The sequence below is a fragment of the Paenarthrobacter sp. TE4293 genome, assembly GCF_050435325.1.
GTDB classification, from domain to species: Bacteria; Actinomycetota; Actinomycetes; order Actinomycetales; family Micrococcaceae; genus Arthrobacter; species Arthrobacter nitroguajacolicus_C.
This window is the reverse complement of the sequence record NZ_JBNJRY010000007.1, coordinates 39,243-54,549: the sequence shown is the minus strand read 5'-3', so window position 1 is coordinate 54,549 and position 15,307 is coordinate 39,243. Positions and strand designations below refer to the sequence as shown.

Sequence of the window (15,307 nt, the reverse complement as noted above, 5' to 3'; positions counted from 1 at the left end):
CGTTGGCCTACCGATTGATGGGCTTATCCAGGGCAAGGCTGATGGTTTGTCTCGGGGCGAGCGTTCCAGTCGGCAGGTCGATCAGGTCGTACCAGGAGCCGGCGCCGCCGGTCAGCGGCCTGTTGGCTGACCTGAGATCCACCACGCCGAAACGGAAGGCGACCTGGCGCTCTGTGTCTCCCGCCGCCGTCGTATATGTCAGTGGGATGCCGTCAGCATCGACTGTGAAGCTACCCGTGGCACCCTTGATGGGAAGATCTCCGGGTATCAACCGAATTTTCGTGCCGGCGGGAATGGGAGTTCCAGCTGAAAGGGACGGGTTGTACATCAGCAATTGCTCGGTGGTGGACCTGAACTGGTAACCGAGGCTATCGAAGGTGTCGCCGTCCACGGTGGTGTAGAAAGCTGCCTGTCCAAAAGAATTGGTGACCGTCGAACCGGCCCCGGACCGGCTGTCCACGGGGTTCTTCTGCAACTGGATGAGGTGCCCGGAGCGGATGAACCACGTGTTCCCCCGCTCGTACACGTAGGGGACCTTGTTGGCTTCAGCCAGTTGCTCGCCGCTGACTCCGAACCGGTAGCTGATCCCGTCAAGAGTGTCCTCGTCCACAATCCGGTAGCTCGTGGGGATGCCGTTCGCATCTTCGGTGACGGTTCCCATGGCACCTGTGATCGGGCCAGGCGCAGGGATCAGGCGGAGTTTGGTACCTGCTGCAGGTTCGGCACCTGCTTGAATCCCGTTGAATTGGGCCAGCTTCGCCGAAGAGAGCCCAAAGGAGGCAGCCACTCCGGCGAGAGTGTCGCCGTCGACCGTTGTGTAGAAATCCGCGTTGCCGAAGGAATCGTTCACCGTTGGGCCTTTAAGGTCCGGCTTGCCGGTGTTCCCGGCAGGTGACGCGACGGCGGTGGCCGGGGGCTCCGGCACGGGCGGCGCCTCCTGGTATGTGCAGGCAACCAGGCCAGTCAGAACCACGACCACCATGAAGGCAGGCTTGAGTCTCAAATTCACTATCCCCCAATAAAACGTGCCGCGACCGCATGCACCGGCAATCATCCGAGCATAATGGATCAGCCCTGGGCTCAGCTCCCCGGGAAGGCGGTGAGCCGGTATACCGACACGTGACTGCGGGAGTCCGCGGTGAATTCGCGGCGATCCCAATTGGCCCATCTGGATTCCAGTTCAAAGCCGGCCAACCGCGCCATGAGATCGAGTTCACTCGGCCAGATGTAGCGGTGCGGGGTGCGCCCGATCCGAGCCTCCCGCCCCTCCGAAATGTCGGGGCCGAACCGCACATGGTGTGAAACGACATGCTGCCGAAGGACGTCATAGGTGTCCACCAGAAGATAGCCGGGCTCGCTCACCTCCACTGTTCCCCCATGCCCGGGTGGCAGTGAACGCAGTTGCGGCACCCAGAGCTCGATGACAAATCGACCGCCGGACCCAAGATGACGCGCAGCGTTCTGAAAGCACCGGACCTGTTCATCCTGTGTCAAAAGGTTGGCGATGGTGTTGAACACCAGGAACGCCAACGTGAAGTTCCCACCAATCGAAGCCTCGGACATGTCGCCCTGCACCACGGGTATGCGGTCCTCGCCCACTTTCTCGCGCAGGCGCGCAATCATGGCGTGGGACAGCTCGATACCGCTGACCGGTACGCCCGCTTCCAGGAGCGGAATGGCCACGCGGCCAGTACCGATCGCGAACTCGACGGCGGGTCCTCCCGCCGCCAGTTCCGACAAGACTTCCACCGTGGGTGCCAGCACCTCCGGGGCAAACATTCCTTCGCCGGGGGTGTCGTAGTGCTTCGCGGCCTCATCGTCCCAGAGGTGTTGCTGGTTGATCATCCTGCCACTATTGCAGTCGGGGTCGGGACCGTTGGAGAGGCGCGGCCCACCTATGCTTGAGGCATGGGAGAAGAGGCTGTGGACCACAAGGCTTTGGCCGTCTGCATGATCGATATCTCGTCCGATATTCGGCGCAAGTCGCTCAACGAGACAGGCCTCCGGCCCATTTCCAACGGCGTCCTGGAAATCCTTCGCGTTATCGAAAGCCACCCGGGCGTCACCGTGGCCGAGGTGGCAGCGAGACTCGGAAGGCAACTGAGCAACGTCAGCTCACAATTGCGCGAGCTCGTAGCGGCAGGCCTGGTCACGCGGATCAAGGATGCCTCTGACAAGCGCTACGTTTCCCTCCACCCCACGGATGAATCCAGGAGGATCAAGTCGCTCCTTGAGGGTGCATGGGCTGACGCACTCATTGCGGCGAGCGCCCGCCTGCTTCCCGAAGAGCGCGAGCAGATCGCGGCCAGCCTCCCGGCGCTGCAGCAGTTGGCGGCGTTCCTTTCAGAACCTGAGGAGATTCCATTGCCGGTCAGGCCGGAGGCTCGCACGTCTGCTCGGGGCCGTAGCGGAACCAGTCCGGCAGCGCCGCGGTAAACGCATCGCGCAGCTCGGGAGTGTTGGTCACGGTCCAGTCCACCCGGCCTTTGACTTCCACTTCGTCCTTGTCCCATTCAAACCAGTTGATCATCTTCAGTTGGGGAAATTGCTGGTGCGTTGTGGGAGCGAAGAGCTGGCTCCACCAGGCTTCTTTGATGGCCATCTCCGGCTCGCCGCCTGCACCCGGAGCGAACAGTGCGGCCGTTTCCGGGATTGCTACCGGCTTGCCGTGTTGCGTGCCGTACACGCCGTAGAAGTCCGGGAGCAGGCTGTCATCACCGTTGGCACCGTTGTACGTACCGGTGAGCTGGTCAGCGAACTTGTTGGCCTCCGGGAGTTCGTTCTCACCCCACGGGTAGGTGCTGCCCCAGTGGTAAAGCGACATGCCAACCCAGTCCACAGCCTCGTCTCCCGGGTAGTAGGGGGCGTAGGCATCATCACTCATGGTCAGTGCGTTGTCCCCGTCGGTGTCCAAGGCCAGAAATTCGGGCGTGCCGGGTTTGGCTTCGTACTTTCCGCCGGCAAAGGGGTATCCGCCGCCGTAGTTGGGAGCCCACATCATGGCTGAACCCGGCGCGGTAGCGTGCACGGCCTTGGCGAGTGTCTGGAAGGCATCTTTGTACTTTTGAGGCTGCTGGGACCAGGCGTACCAGGATCCGTTCATTTCGTGGGCGAAGCGGACAACCACGGGGACGCCCTTGGTATTGAATTCGGCGAGGTCTTTGGCCAGGGCGGCGGCCGCTTCCTCAGTCACCACGGAGAGCCCGTCGTGTGGTTCCAAGGTCAGCAGCATCATGTGCCCGTCGGCCCGGATTTGGTCAACCGCCCGCCGCAGATCGTCTTCGTCCTTGGCGGTCAACGGAAAACCGGTGAAAGAGACACTGACTGCCGGTTTGTGGCCCAGGTCCTTGGCAAAAGTGGGAAGTGGTTTGGAATGCCAGTCCAGGTTAACTCCAAAGAGGGCCCCGGAATCGGGCGCGAGCGAAGCCCGTGGGATGACTTCACAGCTTTTCACGCTGGCTCCCGATTGAGCTTTCTGCTCTGCGAGGCCGTTGGCGAAGTTCACCCCTGCGATGCCGATGACAGCGAGGCCGATCACGGCAGGCAAGGTAAATGCCCGCCAAAGTTCAGCCCGGTTCGCCTTCCGGGCGTTGCCGCCCTCTCCAGGCTGTTCCCCCATACCTAATGCCCAGCCTTCCTGACCTGCGGTTTTGTCCCATCCTAGTAATGCCAGCGTGACTATTCCCACTGGACATCCACCGGGCTTACCATCATCGCAAGTAATACTTATACTTTTATAAGTATTACTACTTTCAAGAAAAGGTGACGCGTGACATCGCAACTACTGGGGACCCCCGGCCCCCATGCTCCAACTACTACAGAAGCCCGCCAGGGCAAGCGCACTACTAAGGGCACCGGCTGGCGCGCTCTGCCCTTCCTGGCCCTCGCCCAGTTCATGGTGGTCCTGGACGGCACCATCGTGAACCTCGCACTGCCCCGCCTTCAGCTGGAGATGGGCATCAGCGACTCCACCCGCGCCTGGGTGGTCACGGCGTACGCCCTCGTCTTCGGCGCCTTCCTCCTGCTCGGTGGTCGGATCTCCGACTTCTGGGGGCGGAAGCGGACGTTCATCACAGCCTCGGCCGGCTTCGCCGCAGCATCGCTGATCGGCGGGCTCGCCCAGCAGCCCTGGGAGCTGATCGGAGCCCGGGCGTTACAGGGGATCTTCGCGGCACTCTTGGCCCCGGCAGCCCTGGCGCTCCTGACAGTCGCGTTCCCAAGGGGCAAAGACCGCGGCACTGCGTTCGCCATCTTCGGCTCCATCAGTGGCGTCGGCGCAGCAGTGGGGGTCCTACTGGGTGGCTTCCTCACAGAATTCGTGTCGTGGCGATGGTGCTTCTTCGTCAACGTCCCCATCGCGGTCATCGCGCTTCTTGGCGTGTGGTCCCTGGTACGCGAAAGCAAGGCTGCAGGCTCCACGAAATACGACTGGCCCGGCGTCGTTCTTGCCGCCTTGGGCCTGGGCTCCCTGGTCTACGGCTTCGCCAACGCCGAGCACGGCTGGGGTGCGGTCGACTCCTGGGGCTTCATCGCAGCAGGTGCGCTGTTGCTGGTACTTTTCGTCGCCGTCGAGCGCAAAGTCAAGAACCCGCTGCTGCCCCTGCACGTCGCAACCGAACGCAACCGGGGCGCCGCATTCCTGGCGTCCTTCCTTGCCGGAGCGGTCTTGATCGGAGGCATCCTGTTCATCAACTTCTATCTCCAAATCGTCCTTGGCTTCGCACCGTTCGCCGCCGGAATCGCATCCCTGCCCATGACGGTGGTGCTGATCATCACTGCGGGCATCGTTGCGAAGAACCTGCCCAGGCTGGGAGCCAAAGTTCCCAGCGCGCTGGGCCCGGTTTTCATGGCCGCAGCCATGCTGTGGCTCACCCGGGTCACGCCCGACGGGACATACGCGGTGAACATGTTGCCGGCGCTGGTATTGATGGGCATCGGACTCGGGCTGGTCTTCGTCCCCATGCAGAATCTCGCCCTCTTCGGCGTGGACAAAGACGACGCCGGTGTGGCCAGCGCGCTGGTTAACGCTTCGCAGCAGATCGGCGGATCACTGGGCATAGCGCTCTTCAGCACCATCGCAGCGGCAGCTGCCTCGGCCGCCGGTGGCGACACGCTGGCGGCGCTGACGTCGGGCTACTCCATGGTCTTCCTGTGGGCGGCCGGAGTGGCGGTTCTGATAGCCCCGATAGCGCTCCTCCTGATCAGGATCGATCGCAAGACGTTCAGCGGAACCAGCGACACCCCGCACACCCACCTGGGCTGAGTCACGGGCGCCGCTTCCGCACAGGCAAGCGGCGCCCTCACCACAGGCCGTTGAGGCGGAACTATAAATGACGACGGCGGCCATCCCGCGTAATGATTGACATGACATAACTCACATTCTGTAAGCTAATTTCAAAGTCACGCAGACGGCTTCCTTCGCTCTACCCGGGGAGGTCCCCCATGGCCCCGAATTCACTCAAGGCCGACAATCTCATTGCCCATGGGGTCGCACCCTCGGCGGCAAGTATCGCCAGACGGCGGGCAGCCGCCAACCATGGAAGCCACGGCGCCGCCAACAAGCCCGATGCCCTCCTCGGTGCGATAGCAGTCCGGCAGTTGTTCCACCGATGGCCGTTGGTGCCGTCCCGTGAACTGGAACGCATCCGCCACGTGCTCATTCATTGCGACCAACTCGGATCACCCGACACACATCACTTGTCCGAACCCGCCCAGGCACTGCTGGAGTTGATCAACTGCGAGCTGGAGCGCCGCCGTCTACTGGGAAGTCAGGCGACCAGCGGGAAATCAGGCAGCGAGGCCGGTCGGAACTGAGGCCGGCTACTGCTTGGACTTGGTGCGCATGGACACCTGAAGCTCCCGGAGTTCCGCCAGGACAGCGGAACAGTGGGTGCAGTGCCCCACATGGTGCCGAATCCTGGCCTGGGTATTGCCGCGCACGCCGTTGCGGACATACCTGCCGAGATGCCTCAGATAATCCGCGCAGGAGTCACTGATTGGCTCGCCCACATGCTTTTGCAAGTACCCTTGGCGGAGCCCTTCGCGGGCACGCAAAGCCAGGGCGGACAAGGCGTTCGGAGTCAGCCCAAGCAACGGCCCGGCCTGGGCAGGCTTGAGGCCTTCCACGTCGACGTACCAGAGCACGTCCTGCCAGCGCCGGGGAAGTTCCCGAAAGGCGTGGACCAAAAGGATGGACTCGTGGGTACCCAGGACGTGATCCTCACCAGCAACGGCGAGCGCATCGACAGTGCTGGAATCTGTGAGGACCAGCCGGGCCGCCGTCTGGTTCCTTCGATGGGCCATCCGGCGGATGGTGGTCAGGAGGTAGGGCCGGAACGACTCCACGGGTCCCCGGCCGTGGGTGATCGACTGGAATACTGCGGCGAACGCCTCCCCCACGACGTCGGCAGCGTCACTGGGGTTGTTCGATTCTGCGCGGGCTACGAAGCCACCCAGGCGCCGGTACCGGATGTACAACTCACCGAAGGCAGCAACGTCACCTCCCCGCACCATCGCCAGCAACTGCTGATCACTCAACGCTGCTTCGGACAGGGGATCACCGCGGTTTGGGTAGGGCATGGCCTGGGCTGACATGACGGCCTTTCAAGCGATGGAGGGCTGGATATGGGTGCAGTCAAGGAAGGCTCCGTCCAATGCGCAGTGCCAGGCATCGAACGGGACCCCTTGAGAGTGTGCCGGGACCCTCCCGGACTATGGGTGGAGGGTTAGGGGATGACCGCTACGACGTCGATCTCCACCAGGAAGTCGCCCAGGAACGAGCCAACCGTGGTCCGCGCCGGATACGGGGCCACAACGTACTTTTCGTAGATGGCATTGAAGCCGTCAAAGTCGCGCCGCGGGTGGTGCAGGTGGACGGTCGCCTTGACCACGTGGGAGAAGTCCAGGCCATGCGCGCCCAGGACTTTCCCCAGGTTTTCCATGGCCTGGATGGTCTGCTCCTCGATGGTGATCCCGACGCGCTCGTCCGTGATGGGATCGTGCGGCGTCTGGCCTGCGGTGTAAAGGAATCCGTTGGCGGTGATGGCTTGGGAGTAGGGGCCGGCCGGGCTGGGAGCGAGGTCGGTGACGACCTGGTGACGGGTCATGACGGTCATGCCTTTCATGGTGCTTGGAGAACTGAAGAAACTTTGCTGCTTTAGAGAACCTTGGAGAGGAACGCCTTGGTGCGTTCGTGCCGGGGACTGCCCAGGACCTGCTCTGGCGGGCCGCTTTCGACCACCACGCCACCGTCCATGAACACCACTTGATCGGCTACTTGCCGGGCGAATCCGAGCTCGTGGGTGACCACCACCATGGTCATTCCGGCCTCGGCCAAGGACTTCATGACGTCGAGGACTTCGCCCACCAATTCGGGGTCAAGCGCGGATGTCGGCTCGTCAAAGAGCATCAGCTTGGGCTTCATGGCCAACGCCCGGGCGATGGCGATCCGCTGCTGCTGGCCGCCGGAGAGCTCCTGCGGGTAGGAGTGCCCGCGGTTGCCCAGGCCCACGCGGTCCAGCAAGGCCTGCGCCTCCACCACTACCTCGCGCCGAGGACGTCCGAGCACGTGTACCGGTGCCTCGATGATGTTTTCCAGCACGGTCATGTGCGGGAAAAGGTTGAAGCGCTGGAATACCATGCCGGCGTTGAGCCTTGAGCGGGCCGTCTGGCGTTCCTTCATCTCATAGAGCTTCCCGTTGCGCTCCGTGTAGCCCACCAGGTGTTCATCCACGTACAGCCGGCCGGCATCAACTTTTTCGAGGTGGTTGATGCACCGCAGGAAGGTCGTCTTGCCGGAACCGGACGGGCCTATCAGGCAGGTCACTGATCCTTTTTCAACCCTGAGGTCGATGCCTTTCAGGATTTCGATAACGCCGAAGTTCTTCCGGACTCCCCGGGCTTCGACCATGGCCGTAGTCATCATGCTGTCCTTGTCTTGGGCTTGCGGATGCGTCGCGGCGCTGAGTCGAAACCGCGCCCGTACCGGCGTTCGAGTTTGTTTTGGAAGAAGCTCAGGACGGTGGTCATGAGCAGGTACCAGAGGCTGGCCACTATCAGCAGCGGTATGGTCTGGTAGTTGTTCGCGTAGATGATCTGGGCTGAATAGAGCAGGTCGGAGATCGCCAGGACACTGACCAGGGACGTACCCTTCAGCATCGAAATGACCTGGTTGCCGGTGGGCGGCAGCACCACGCGCATGGCCTGGGGCAGGATCACCCGGTTCATGAGCTTCCCGCCGCTCATACCCAAAGCGCGGGCGGCGTCGTATTGGCCCTTGTCCACGGAACCGATTCCGCCGCGGATGATCTCTGCCATATACGCTGCCTCGTTCAAGGACAGTCCCAGCAGGGCCGCCCCCAGCGGGGAAACCAGAACGTTGGCGGATCCCAGGACCACGGACGGTCCCCCGAACGGAAGCCCAAAGGCGATCACCGGGTAGAGGGCTGCAATGTTGTACCAGAAGATCAACTGGACCAGCAGGGGCGTACCCCGGAAGAACCAGATGTAACCGCGGCTGATGGTGCTCAGGATCGGGTTGTCGGAGAGCCTCATGATCGCCAGCAGCGTGCCCAGGGCAATGCCGACGGTCATGGACACCACGGTCAGCACAATGGTCAGTCCCGCGCCGGCAAGGATCTGCGGGGCGAACAGGTAGGACACCACCACGTCCCAGCGGTAGCGTTCGTTCACTGCCACGTCCCATGCGGCGCTGAGTGCCACCAGGATGAGCACCACTGCCAGGACCAGGCGGACCGGATGCTTCAACGGGACGACGGGAATGGATTCACCGGAAGCCGTTGCCGCCAGCTCCTTCGTATCGGGAACTGAGGGTTGCTGCTGCATAGCCACCACCTCTTTACTTAAGGAATTCATTACTGGGTAATCCGCTACTGGGCGAAGTTGACGCGGGCGTCGGTGATGGCACTGGTCTCCAGGCCGTATTTGCCGAGGACCTTGGTGTAGGACTCACTCTTGATCACGGCATCCAGTGCCGCGGACACGGACTTCACCAAGCCGGACTCCTTCGGCATGCCGACACCGACGGGGGCGAACTCGTACGTCCGGGCAACCTCGATCTGTGGGTTTTGGGTAGCTGCGAAGTTCAGGATGGGTGAATCGGCCAGCACCGTGTCCAGTCGGCCGCTGGTCAGCGCGGAGATCGCTTGACGGGTGTCCTGGAACTCGCTTCTCTGGATGGCCTCCTTGCCGGCGGCGGCGCAGGCTTGGTCATACTCAGGAACGTTCACGGTCAGTTGGTAGGAACCAGTCAGCAGCCCCACTTTCTTACCGCAGAGCGCGTTTTCATCCTTGATGCCTGCCGGGTTGCCCTTGGGCACGGCGATCGCGTTGCCGATCTGCATGTAGTCGACAAAGTCCAGGACTTCCATGCGCTTCTCCGTGGGGGTCATGGAAGAAACGGTCATGTCGTAGCGGTTGGCGGCCAAGCCGGGAATGATGGAGTCGAAGTTGGCCACCTGGATGTCCACTTTGACACCCAGTGCCTCGCCGATGAGACGGGCCACGTCCGGGTTGGTTCCGGTCATTTCCTGCGTGCCTTCACGGTAAAACTGCGTCGGCTGCTCGTTGGTGGGGATGGCCACGCGCAGCACCTTGGACGCCTTGATGGACTCCGGGAGGAGGTCGACGGCGGCCTGGTTGACTTCCAGCGCGGGGACCCCGGTGCCTGCTCCGGCAGTATCGCCGGACGTCGACGTCGACGCGTTGCCGGTGGGGCTGCATGCCGTCACTGCGAGCATGAGGGCTGCCGTCACGACGACGGCGGGTAATGCGCGTTTGGTGCGTTGGGTGGCTGACACATTCTTCATTAGGGAGTCCTCATTTGTGCAAGGCCCATGGGGGTGGCCTCCGGGATAGGGGTGGGTTGGGTACGGGCGAAGGCGTCGTTGCGGTGCCGGATCAAGTCCCGGCCTTCCGCCCGCAGTTCTTCGATGGTTGATACTCCGAGGAGCATCATGGTGCGGATCATCTCGGACCGGAACATTTTCAGGACGTGCGCCACTCCGGCTTCGCTGGCCGCGGCCAGCCCGTAAAGGTAGGGGCGCCCAATGGAACAGGCATTGGCACCCAGTGCCAGGGCCTTGACCACATCGGAACCGCGGCGGATGCCGCCGTCGACAATGATTTCCAGCTGACCGGCGGCCCTGTCCACGATGTCGGGAAGGACGTCCAAGGGAGAAGCCATGTGGTCCAGTTGGCGTCCACCGTGGTTGCTGACCTGGATGGCATCGATTCCCAGGGCAGCCGCCAGCGCGACGTCGTTCGGGTTCACCACGCCCTTCAGGACGATCGGCCCGTTCCAGCGCTCCCGCAGATCCTGGATGTCGTCCCAGTCCGTGGGCTCGTAGGAACCGGCAAGCAGGGTACGCCACATGTCCGGGGAGCTGGCGAGCGGGCCTTCGGGGATCTCGGCGTCGAGGTTGGGGAAGGCGATGGCATCGTTGGCCAGGAATCCGAGGGCCCACGCAGGATGCAGCATGCCCTCCACCACCGTTTTCGGCTTGATGGACGGCGGCGCGGTGAACCCGTTCCGGTAGTCGCGCTCGCGGTGGCCGATGGCACGGCAGTCGACGTTCACCAGCAGGGCTTCGTAGCCGGCGTTGGACACCCGGTCCAGGACAGCCTGGAGCAGGCCTTTGTCCGGCGTGGGTTCCAGGTTGAACCACCGGCGAAGTCCCGGCGCCGCAGCGCTGACATCTTCCATGGTGGTGGTGCTGAGGTGGGCCAGCCCGTAGGGAATACCCTCAGCGAACGCGGCCCGGGCGACAGCCGACTCACCCTCCGGGTGGAACAGCCTGGTGCCTCCGGTAGGCGAGAGGGTCAACGGCATGGAAACCGGACCGCCCAAGAGGGTTGAACTGAGGTCGAAGTTGTCCACCGACCCCCACTTCGGCAGGAAGGACCAGTCCTCGAACGATGAGAGGTTGCGGCGGAGCGAGACCTCGTCCTCGCCTCCCCCTTCGATGTATTCGAAGATGCTCTTGGGCAAGCGCTTGGCTGCCAGCTGCCGCATGTCTTCCACGCTGTAGCATTTCCTGGACAGCCGCTCCGCGACGGATCGGGCTGGTCCCTGCACCGAGGCGAGCGCCTTGATGTCCTTGAGTTTCATGGTGTGGTCCTCTGCGTTCCTGCCGGGTTACCCGCCCAGCTCCTTTCCCAATAGTGACGCAGATCGCAGTCGCTCTATATGTAAATTCCTCCACAAGATCCCATGGACGCTTGTGATAACGTCCAGCTATGGACACAGCCCAGCAGCCCGGGATCCAGCAGTCAGTAGTGCGGCTCTCCGATTGCATCCAGCTGATGCAAGCGGATCTGGTGCATGCCAATCCCACGCCGGAGAACCTGGGGCACCCCGTTTCGGACGTGCTGATGTACGACCCCCTGGATAACTGGTCCAGCGTGGATGACCGCATCATTCTGGCCGTCGGATGCACCTACGGCTCCCCGGATTTTGATCAACTCCTCCACAGGGCAGCGAACAGCAACGCCGCCGCCGTGATCGTCAAGGCACACGGCGCAAAGATGGAGCAGCTTCGATCGGCCGCGGTCGGATACAGCCTGTCCGTCCTGGTGGCGCCGAACGAGGCCGACTGGACACGGCTGGTTGCACTGGCCCGGGCGTCGGTCATGGGTGCGGCAGCAGACTCGGTTGCCGGCGTCCGGCTGGGAGATCTGTACGCCTTCGCCAACGCCGCCGCCTCCATCACCAACGGCGCCGCCAGCATCGTGGATCCCCTGGGCCGCATCCTGGGTTATTCCACCCTGCCCGGCCAGCCCATCGATGAACTCCGGCGCATCACCACGCTCACCCTGGAGGAGACTACTCCGCCGGCGTTCGACAAGGACTTCAAGATCGTTTACGGCGCCCCGGGAGCGGTGCTCGTGCCGGCGCCCGACGACGGCATGGCCCGCCTTGCGCTGGCCGTCCGGGCCGGAGGCGAGCTGCTGGGTTCCATCTGGATCATCGATCCCGGCGAGGAGAAGCGGGGGGCAGCGTTGAACGCGTTGGACCGGATGGCGCCGCTGGCCGGGTTGCACATGCTGCATGCCCGCTCCGCCTCCGACTTCGGCGAACGGCGCAATGCGGACCTCATCCGGACGCTCATGGACGACACTCCGCATGCCTCGTTCGCCGCAGCCCAACTCGGCCTCGACACCGCCAACGGCCTGGCCGTAGCCGCCTTCTCCATCGTCCGCCCTGAGACGGGAAGCCTGGAATCAGTGCGCGACATCCACCGGTTGCTGCATCTGGTGACCACGGTCTGCAATGTGCAGTTCGGCACCGGCCACAGCGCCCTGCTCGGGTCCGTGGTCTACGCCCTCCTGCCCTGCAAGGGCACTTCGCCCCGCACACTGCATGGGCGGATCATCCAGGAAATCCAGGCGTACGCGCACACCATCAGCTCGTTTCCGCTCATCGCTGCAGTGGGCGGCATTGCCGACAGCATCGAGGACCTTCCCCGGTCCAGGTCCGAGGCCGTCCAAACGTTGAACCACCTGCTCAACCTGCAGGCGCGCGAAGCGACAACGCCGGGCGAAGCCAAGGCACCGGGTGTTGCCCTCTACGAGGACTTCCGCATCCCCCTGAACCTGCTGAAAATCGGGGCATTCATTGAGGAGAACGGGCTGGGCGGCGCTGATGAGATCGCCATCATCCAAGCACGGGACGCCGAGCAGCAGACGGACTACCTGGACACCCTCCGTGCCTATCTGGCCTCCAACGGCACCATCTCCGCCATGGCCGCCCAACTCCATGTCCACAACAACACCGTCCGGTACCGCGTGGCCCGCCTTGCGGAGGATTTCAACCTCGACCTCGCGGATCCGCAAAAGCGGCTGTGGCTGTGGTTGCGCCTGACCACCATGGATCTCGCATCCACCTAGGAGCGGGCGACGCAGATGGTGACTACCGGATGATGGGCAGTCCCGCCGTCGGGAAGACGCTGGGGAAGATCGACGGCGGCGGGACCGGCACCGTTTCCAGCGGCACGGTCACAGTGTCCTTGCCGACGGCGACGGAGTGTTCCCGTACGTTCACGTGCAGGGGTTCGTCGCTGTACTCCGGTCCGGACACGAGCGTGAGCGCGATCGAACCCTGCGTCAGGTCGACAGCCAGCAGGCGGCCTTGCACCTTGAGCCGGAAGGACAGGTCCTCCCACTCGACGGGCAGGCGCGGATCGAAGCGCAGCACGTCGCCTTGGTCCCGCATGCCGGCGAAACCGCACACCAAGGAGCTCCAGATACCGCCGGTAGAGGCGATGTGGACGCCGTCGATGGTGTTTCCGTGCGAGTTGTCGAGGTCGATGAACAGGGCTTCGGTGAAGTGTTGGAGTGCGACGTCCCCGTAGCCCACCTCGGCCGCCATGATGCCCTGCACGCACGCGGAAAGGGTGGAATCACCCGTGGTGATGGGATCGTAGAAGTCGAAGGCGCGCTGCTTCTCCTCTGCCGTGAAATCCTGCCACTGAAGGAACATCGCCAGCACGGTATCGGCCTGCTTGAGGACCTGGTGGCGGTAGATCACCAACGGGTGGAAGTTCAGCAGCAGCGGATACTTGGACTTGGGCGTGTTCCAGTCCCACGGCTCCAGCGTCATGAAGTCGTTGTCCTGGCTGTGGACCTGCAGGTGCGGATCGTAGGGCAGCGACATCCGCTCTGCAGCCTGGCGCCATACCAGGCGCTCGGTATCTGCAATCCCTTCGTGCTCCAGCGCGGCAGCCGCACGGAGGTTGAAGCGCGCCATGACGTTGGTGTACAGGTTGTCGTTGACCACAGCCGTGTACTCATCCGGGCCAGTGACGCCGTGGATGTGGAACATGCCGTCCTTGCCGAAGAAGCCCAGGGAAGCCCACATGCGTGCTGTCTCAACGAGCAAGTCGGCGCCCAGCTCGCCCCGGAAGGTAGCGTCCCCGCTGGCCCATTCGTAACGGTTGGCCGCGAACGCGATAGCGGCAGCAATGTGGAATTGCGCTGTACCAGCGGCGTAGTAAGCGCTGGCCTCCAGGCCGTTGATGGTCCGCCACGGGAACAGGGCGCCATCCACGCTGAGTTCCTTGGCCCGGACACGTGCGTCCGGCAGCATGGCGTGCCGTGATTCGAGCACCTTCCGGGCGCCGCAGGGATTGGTGTATGTCAGGTAAGGCAGGAGGTAGATTTCCTGGTCCCAGAAGTAGTGGCCCTCGTAGCCGGAACCACTGACGCCCTTGGCCGGAATACCGGCCACACCGGCCCGCGCTGTTGCCTGCGCCAACTGGAACAGGCCCCACCGGACAGCCTGCTGCATCTCCGGCTGACCGCCGATGGAGATGTCCGCCGTGGTCCAGTATTGCTCGTAATGAGCCTTGCTCTGGGCCATGATGTCGGCAACGGACACCAGGTTCGATTCCGCTTCGGCAGCGAGGCTCTCTCCTCGGTCCTCGGCGTCGCCGCCCGAGCCGGCCACGACGTAGCTGACCGACTTCTCCAGGCGGAAAGTGTCGCCGTCGTGGATTGCCAAAACGTAACGGACGGACGATTCGTCCTCCCCCACCAACGTCTCGAACGGTTGACCTTCGGCGGAAATCCAGTGATCAACGGCCATGGCCACCCGCTGGCGCGACTCGGAGGTCTCCCACGCCAGGCGCAGGGAACCGTCGGCACCCTGGAGATGCAGGGGCAACAGGACCCGGCCAGCGTGCCGGCCCGAGCGGCGTGGATCGTGGGCCGAGTGGTCCTCCACAGGCTGGTCCTGGCGGTTCACAACGCCCGAGGTAATGTCCGCTGACACATCCCGGTCAGCGGTCAGGGACAGTTCAAAGCCGAGGCATCCGCGGGAATCGAACCCCACTGCGCGTCGCTCCACCGTCGTGACGGTAGCGCCCGAACGGCAGGCCCACGTGATGGACTCCTCGTAGACGCCTGTGGAGAAGTCCACGCTGCGGTGGTAGTCCACCACCGCGGACTCGGCCAGGCTGAGGGCCTCCCCATCAATGGACACGGTGAAGTTGTTGGCATCCGGCACATAGACGATCCGCTGGCCGGTCCGGGCGAAACCGTACGCATTCTCAGCGTGCTTGATGTCCCAGATCTCGTGGAAACCGTTGATGAACGTGCCGGGAAGTTCACCGTCACCCGCTGTTGAATGCGAGCCCCGGATGCCAAGGTGGCCGTTGCCAAGCGCGAACAGCGTTTCCAGCGTTCCCTCGTCACCGGGAACGTGGATATTCTCCACGAGCTTCCAAGGCTCGCAGGGAAAGCGCAGCCGATCGGAGCTGATGAGTGCCATGGGCGGTTGAAGTCCTTCGAA

General features: G+C 63.3%; 14 protein-coding genes. 4 read left to right on the top strand and 10 right to left on the bottom strand.

Annotated features, from left to right (window positions below; genetic code table 11):
• Positions 1–7: 7 nt before the first annotated feature.
• Both QF015_RS14875 and QF015_RS14870 read right to left on the bottom strand, forming a co-directional pair.
• Positions 8–982: a LysM peptidoglycan-binding domain-containing protein gene (locus QF015_RS14875; RefSeq protein WP_429389929.1), complete on the bottom strand. Its 975-nt coding sequence runs from the start codon at positions 980–982 to the stop codon at positions 8–10.
• 98 nt (positions 983–1,080) lie between these two features.
• The gene (locus QF015_RS14870; RefSeq protein ID WP_429389928.1) at positions 1,081–1,845 is read right to left on the bottom strand and encodes a class I SAM-dependent DNA methyltransferase; all 765 of its coding nucleotides are present in this window, start codon (positions 1,843–1,845) and stop codon (positions 1,081–1,083) included.
• A gap of 63 nt (positions 1,846–1,908) precedes the next feature.
• Between QF015_RS14870 and QF015_RS14865 the strand changes: the two genes are divergently transcribed.
• A complete protein-coding gene (locus QF015_RS14865; RefSeq protein ID WP_429389927.1) occupies positions 1,909–2,436 on the top strand; it encodes a MarR family winged helix-turn-helix transcriptional regulator in 528 nt (175 codons plus the stop codon).
• Here the strand turns inward: QF015_RS14865 and QF015_RS14860 are convergent.
• Complete coding sequence (locus QF015_RS14860) at positions 2,372–3,619, bottom strand: glycoside hydrolase family 26 protein (RefSeq protein ID WP_429389925.1); 1,248 nt, start codon at positions 3,617–3,619, stop codon at positions 2,372–2,374. The genes QF015_RS14865 and QF015_RS14860 overlap by 65 nt on opposite strands.
• 150 nt (positions 3,620–3,769) lie before the next feature.
• On the opposite strand from QF015_RS14860, the gene QF015_RS14855 reads away from it, so the two are divergent.
• Complete coding sequence (locus QF015_RS14855; RefSeq protein ID WP_429389923.1) at positions 3,770–5,263, top strand: MFS transporter; 1,494 nt, start codon at positions 3,770–3,772, stop codon at positions 5,261–5,263.
• A gap of 179 nt (positions 5,264–5,442) precedes the next feature.
• Complete coding sequence (locus QF015_RS14850) at positions 5,443–5,814, top strand: hypothetical protein (protein WP_310203495.1); 372 nt, start codon at positions 5,443–5,445, stop codon at positions 5,812–5,814.
• A 6-nt stretch (positions 5,815–5,820) separates the two neighbouring features.
• Here the strand turns inward: QF015_RS14850 and QF015_RS14845 are convergent, their stop codons facing one another.
• From QF015_RS14845 to QF015_RS14820, 6 genes are all read right to left on the bottom strand, one after another.
• The gene (locus QF015_RS14845) at positions 5,821–6,594 is read right to left on the bottom strand and encodes a sigma-70 family RNA polymerase sigma factor (RefSeq protein ID WP_310203498.1); all 774 of its coding nucleotides are present in this window, start codon (positions 6,592–6,594) and stop codon (positions 5,821–5,823) included.
• A 131-nt stretch (positions 6,595–6,725) separates the two neighbouring features.
• Positions 6,726–7,106, bottom strand: coding sequence for a RidA family protein (locus tag QF015_RS14840; protein ID WP_310203501.1), 381 nt, complete (start codon positions 7,104–7,106; stop codon positions 6,726–6,728).
• Between the two features lie 50 nt (positions 7,107–7,156).
• Positions 7,157–7,921, bottom strand: coding sequence for an amino acid ABC transporter ATP-binding protein (locus QF015_RS14835; protein ID WP_089593337.1), 765 nt, complete (start codon positions 7,919–7,921; stop codon positions 7,157–7,159).
• A complete protein-coding gene (locus tag QF015_RS14830) occupies positions 7,921–8,844 on the bottom strand; it encodes an amino acid ABC transporter permease (RefSeq protein WP_429389919.1) in 924 nt (307 codons plus the stop codon). Before QF015_RS14830 ends, QF015_RS14835 begins: the two co-directional genes overlap by 1 nt.
• A gap of 44 nt (positions 8,845–8,888) precedes the next feature.
• Entirely contained in the window at positions 8,889–9,827 is a 939-nt protein-coding gene (locus QF015_RS14825; protein WP_429389917.1) for an ABC transporter substrate-binding protein, read from the bottom strand.
• The gene (locus QF015_RS14820) at positions 9,827–11,128 is read right to left on the bottom strand and encodes an alpha-hydroxy acid oxidase (RefSeq protein WP_310203512.1); all 1,302 of its coding nucleotides are present in this window, start codon (positions 11,126–11,128) and stop codon (positions 9,827–9,829) included. The genes QF015_RS14825 and QF015_RS14820 overlap by 1 nt, the downstream gene beginning before the upstream one ends.
• Before the next feature lie 128 nt (positions 11,129–11,256).
• Here QF015_RS14820 and QF015_RS14815 point away from each other — a divergent pair, with 128 nt between their 5' ends.
• On the top strand, positions 11,257–12,906 hold the full coding sequence (locus QF015_RS14815; RefSeq protein WP_429389915.1) for a PucR family transcriptional regulator: 1,650 nt from the start codon (positions 11,257–11,259) through the stop codon (positions 12,904–12,906).
• A gap of 22 nt (positions 12,907–12,928) precedes the next feature.
• On the opposite strand, the gene QF015_RS14810 is transcribed toward QF015_RS14815, so the two are convergent.
• Positions 12,929–15,286: a glycoside hydrolase family 65 protein gene (locus tag QF015_RS14810; RefSeq protein ID WP_429389913.1), complete on the bottom strand. Its 2,358-nt coding sequence runs from the start codon at positions 15,284–15,286 to the stop codon at positions 12,929–12,931.
• Between the last annotated feature and the right edge of the window lie 21 nt (positions 15,287–15,307).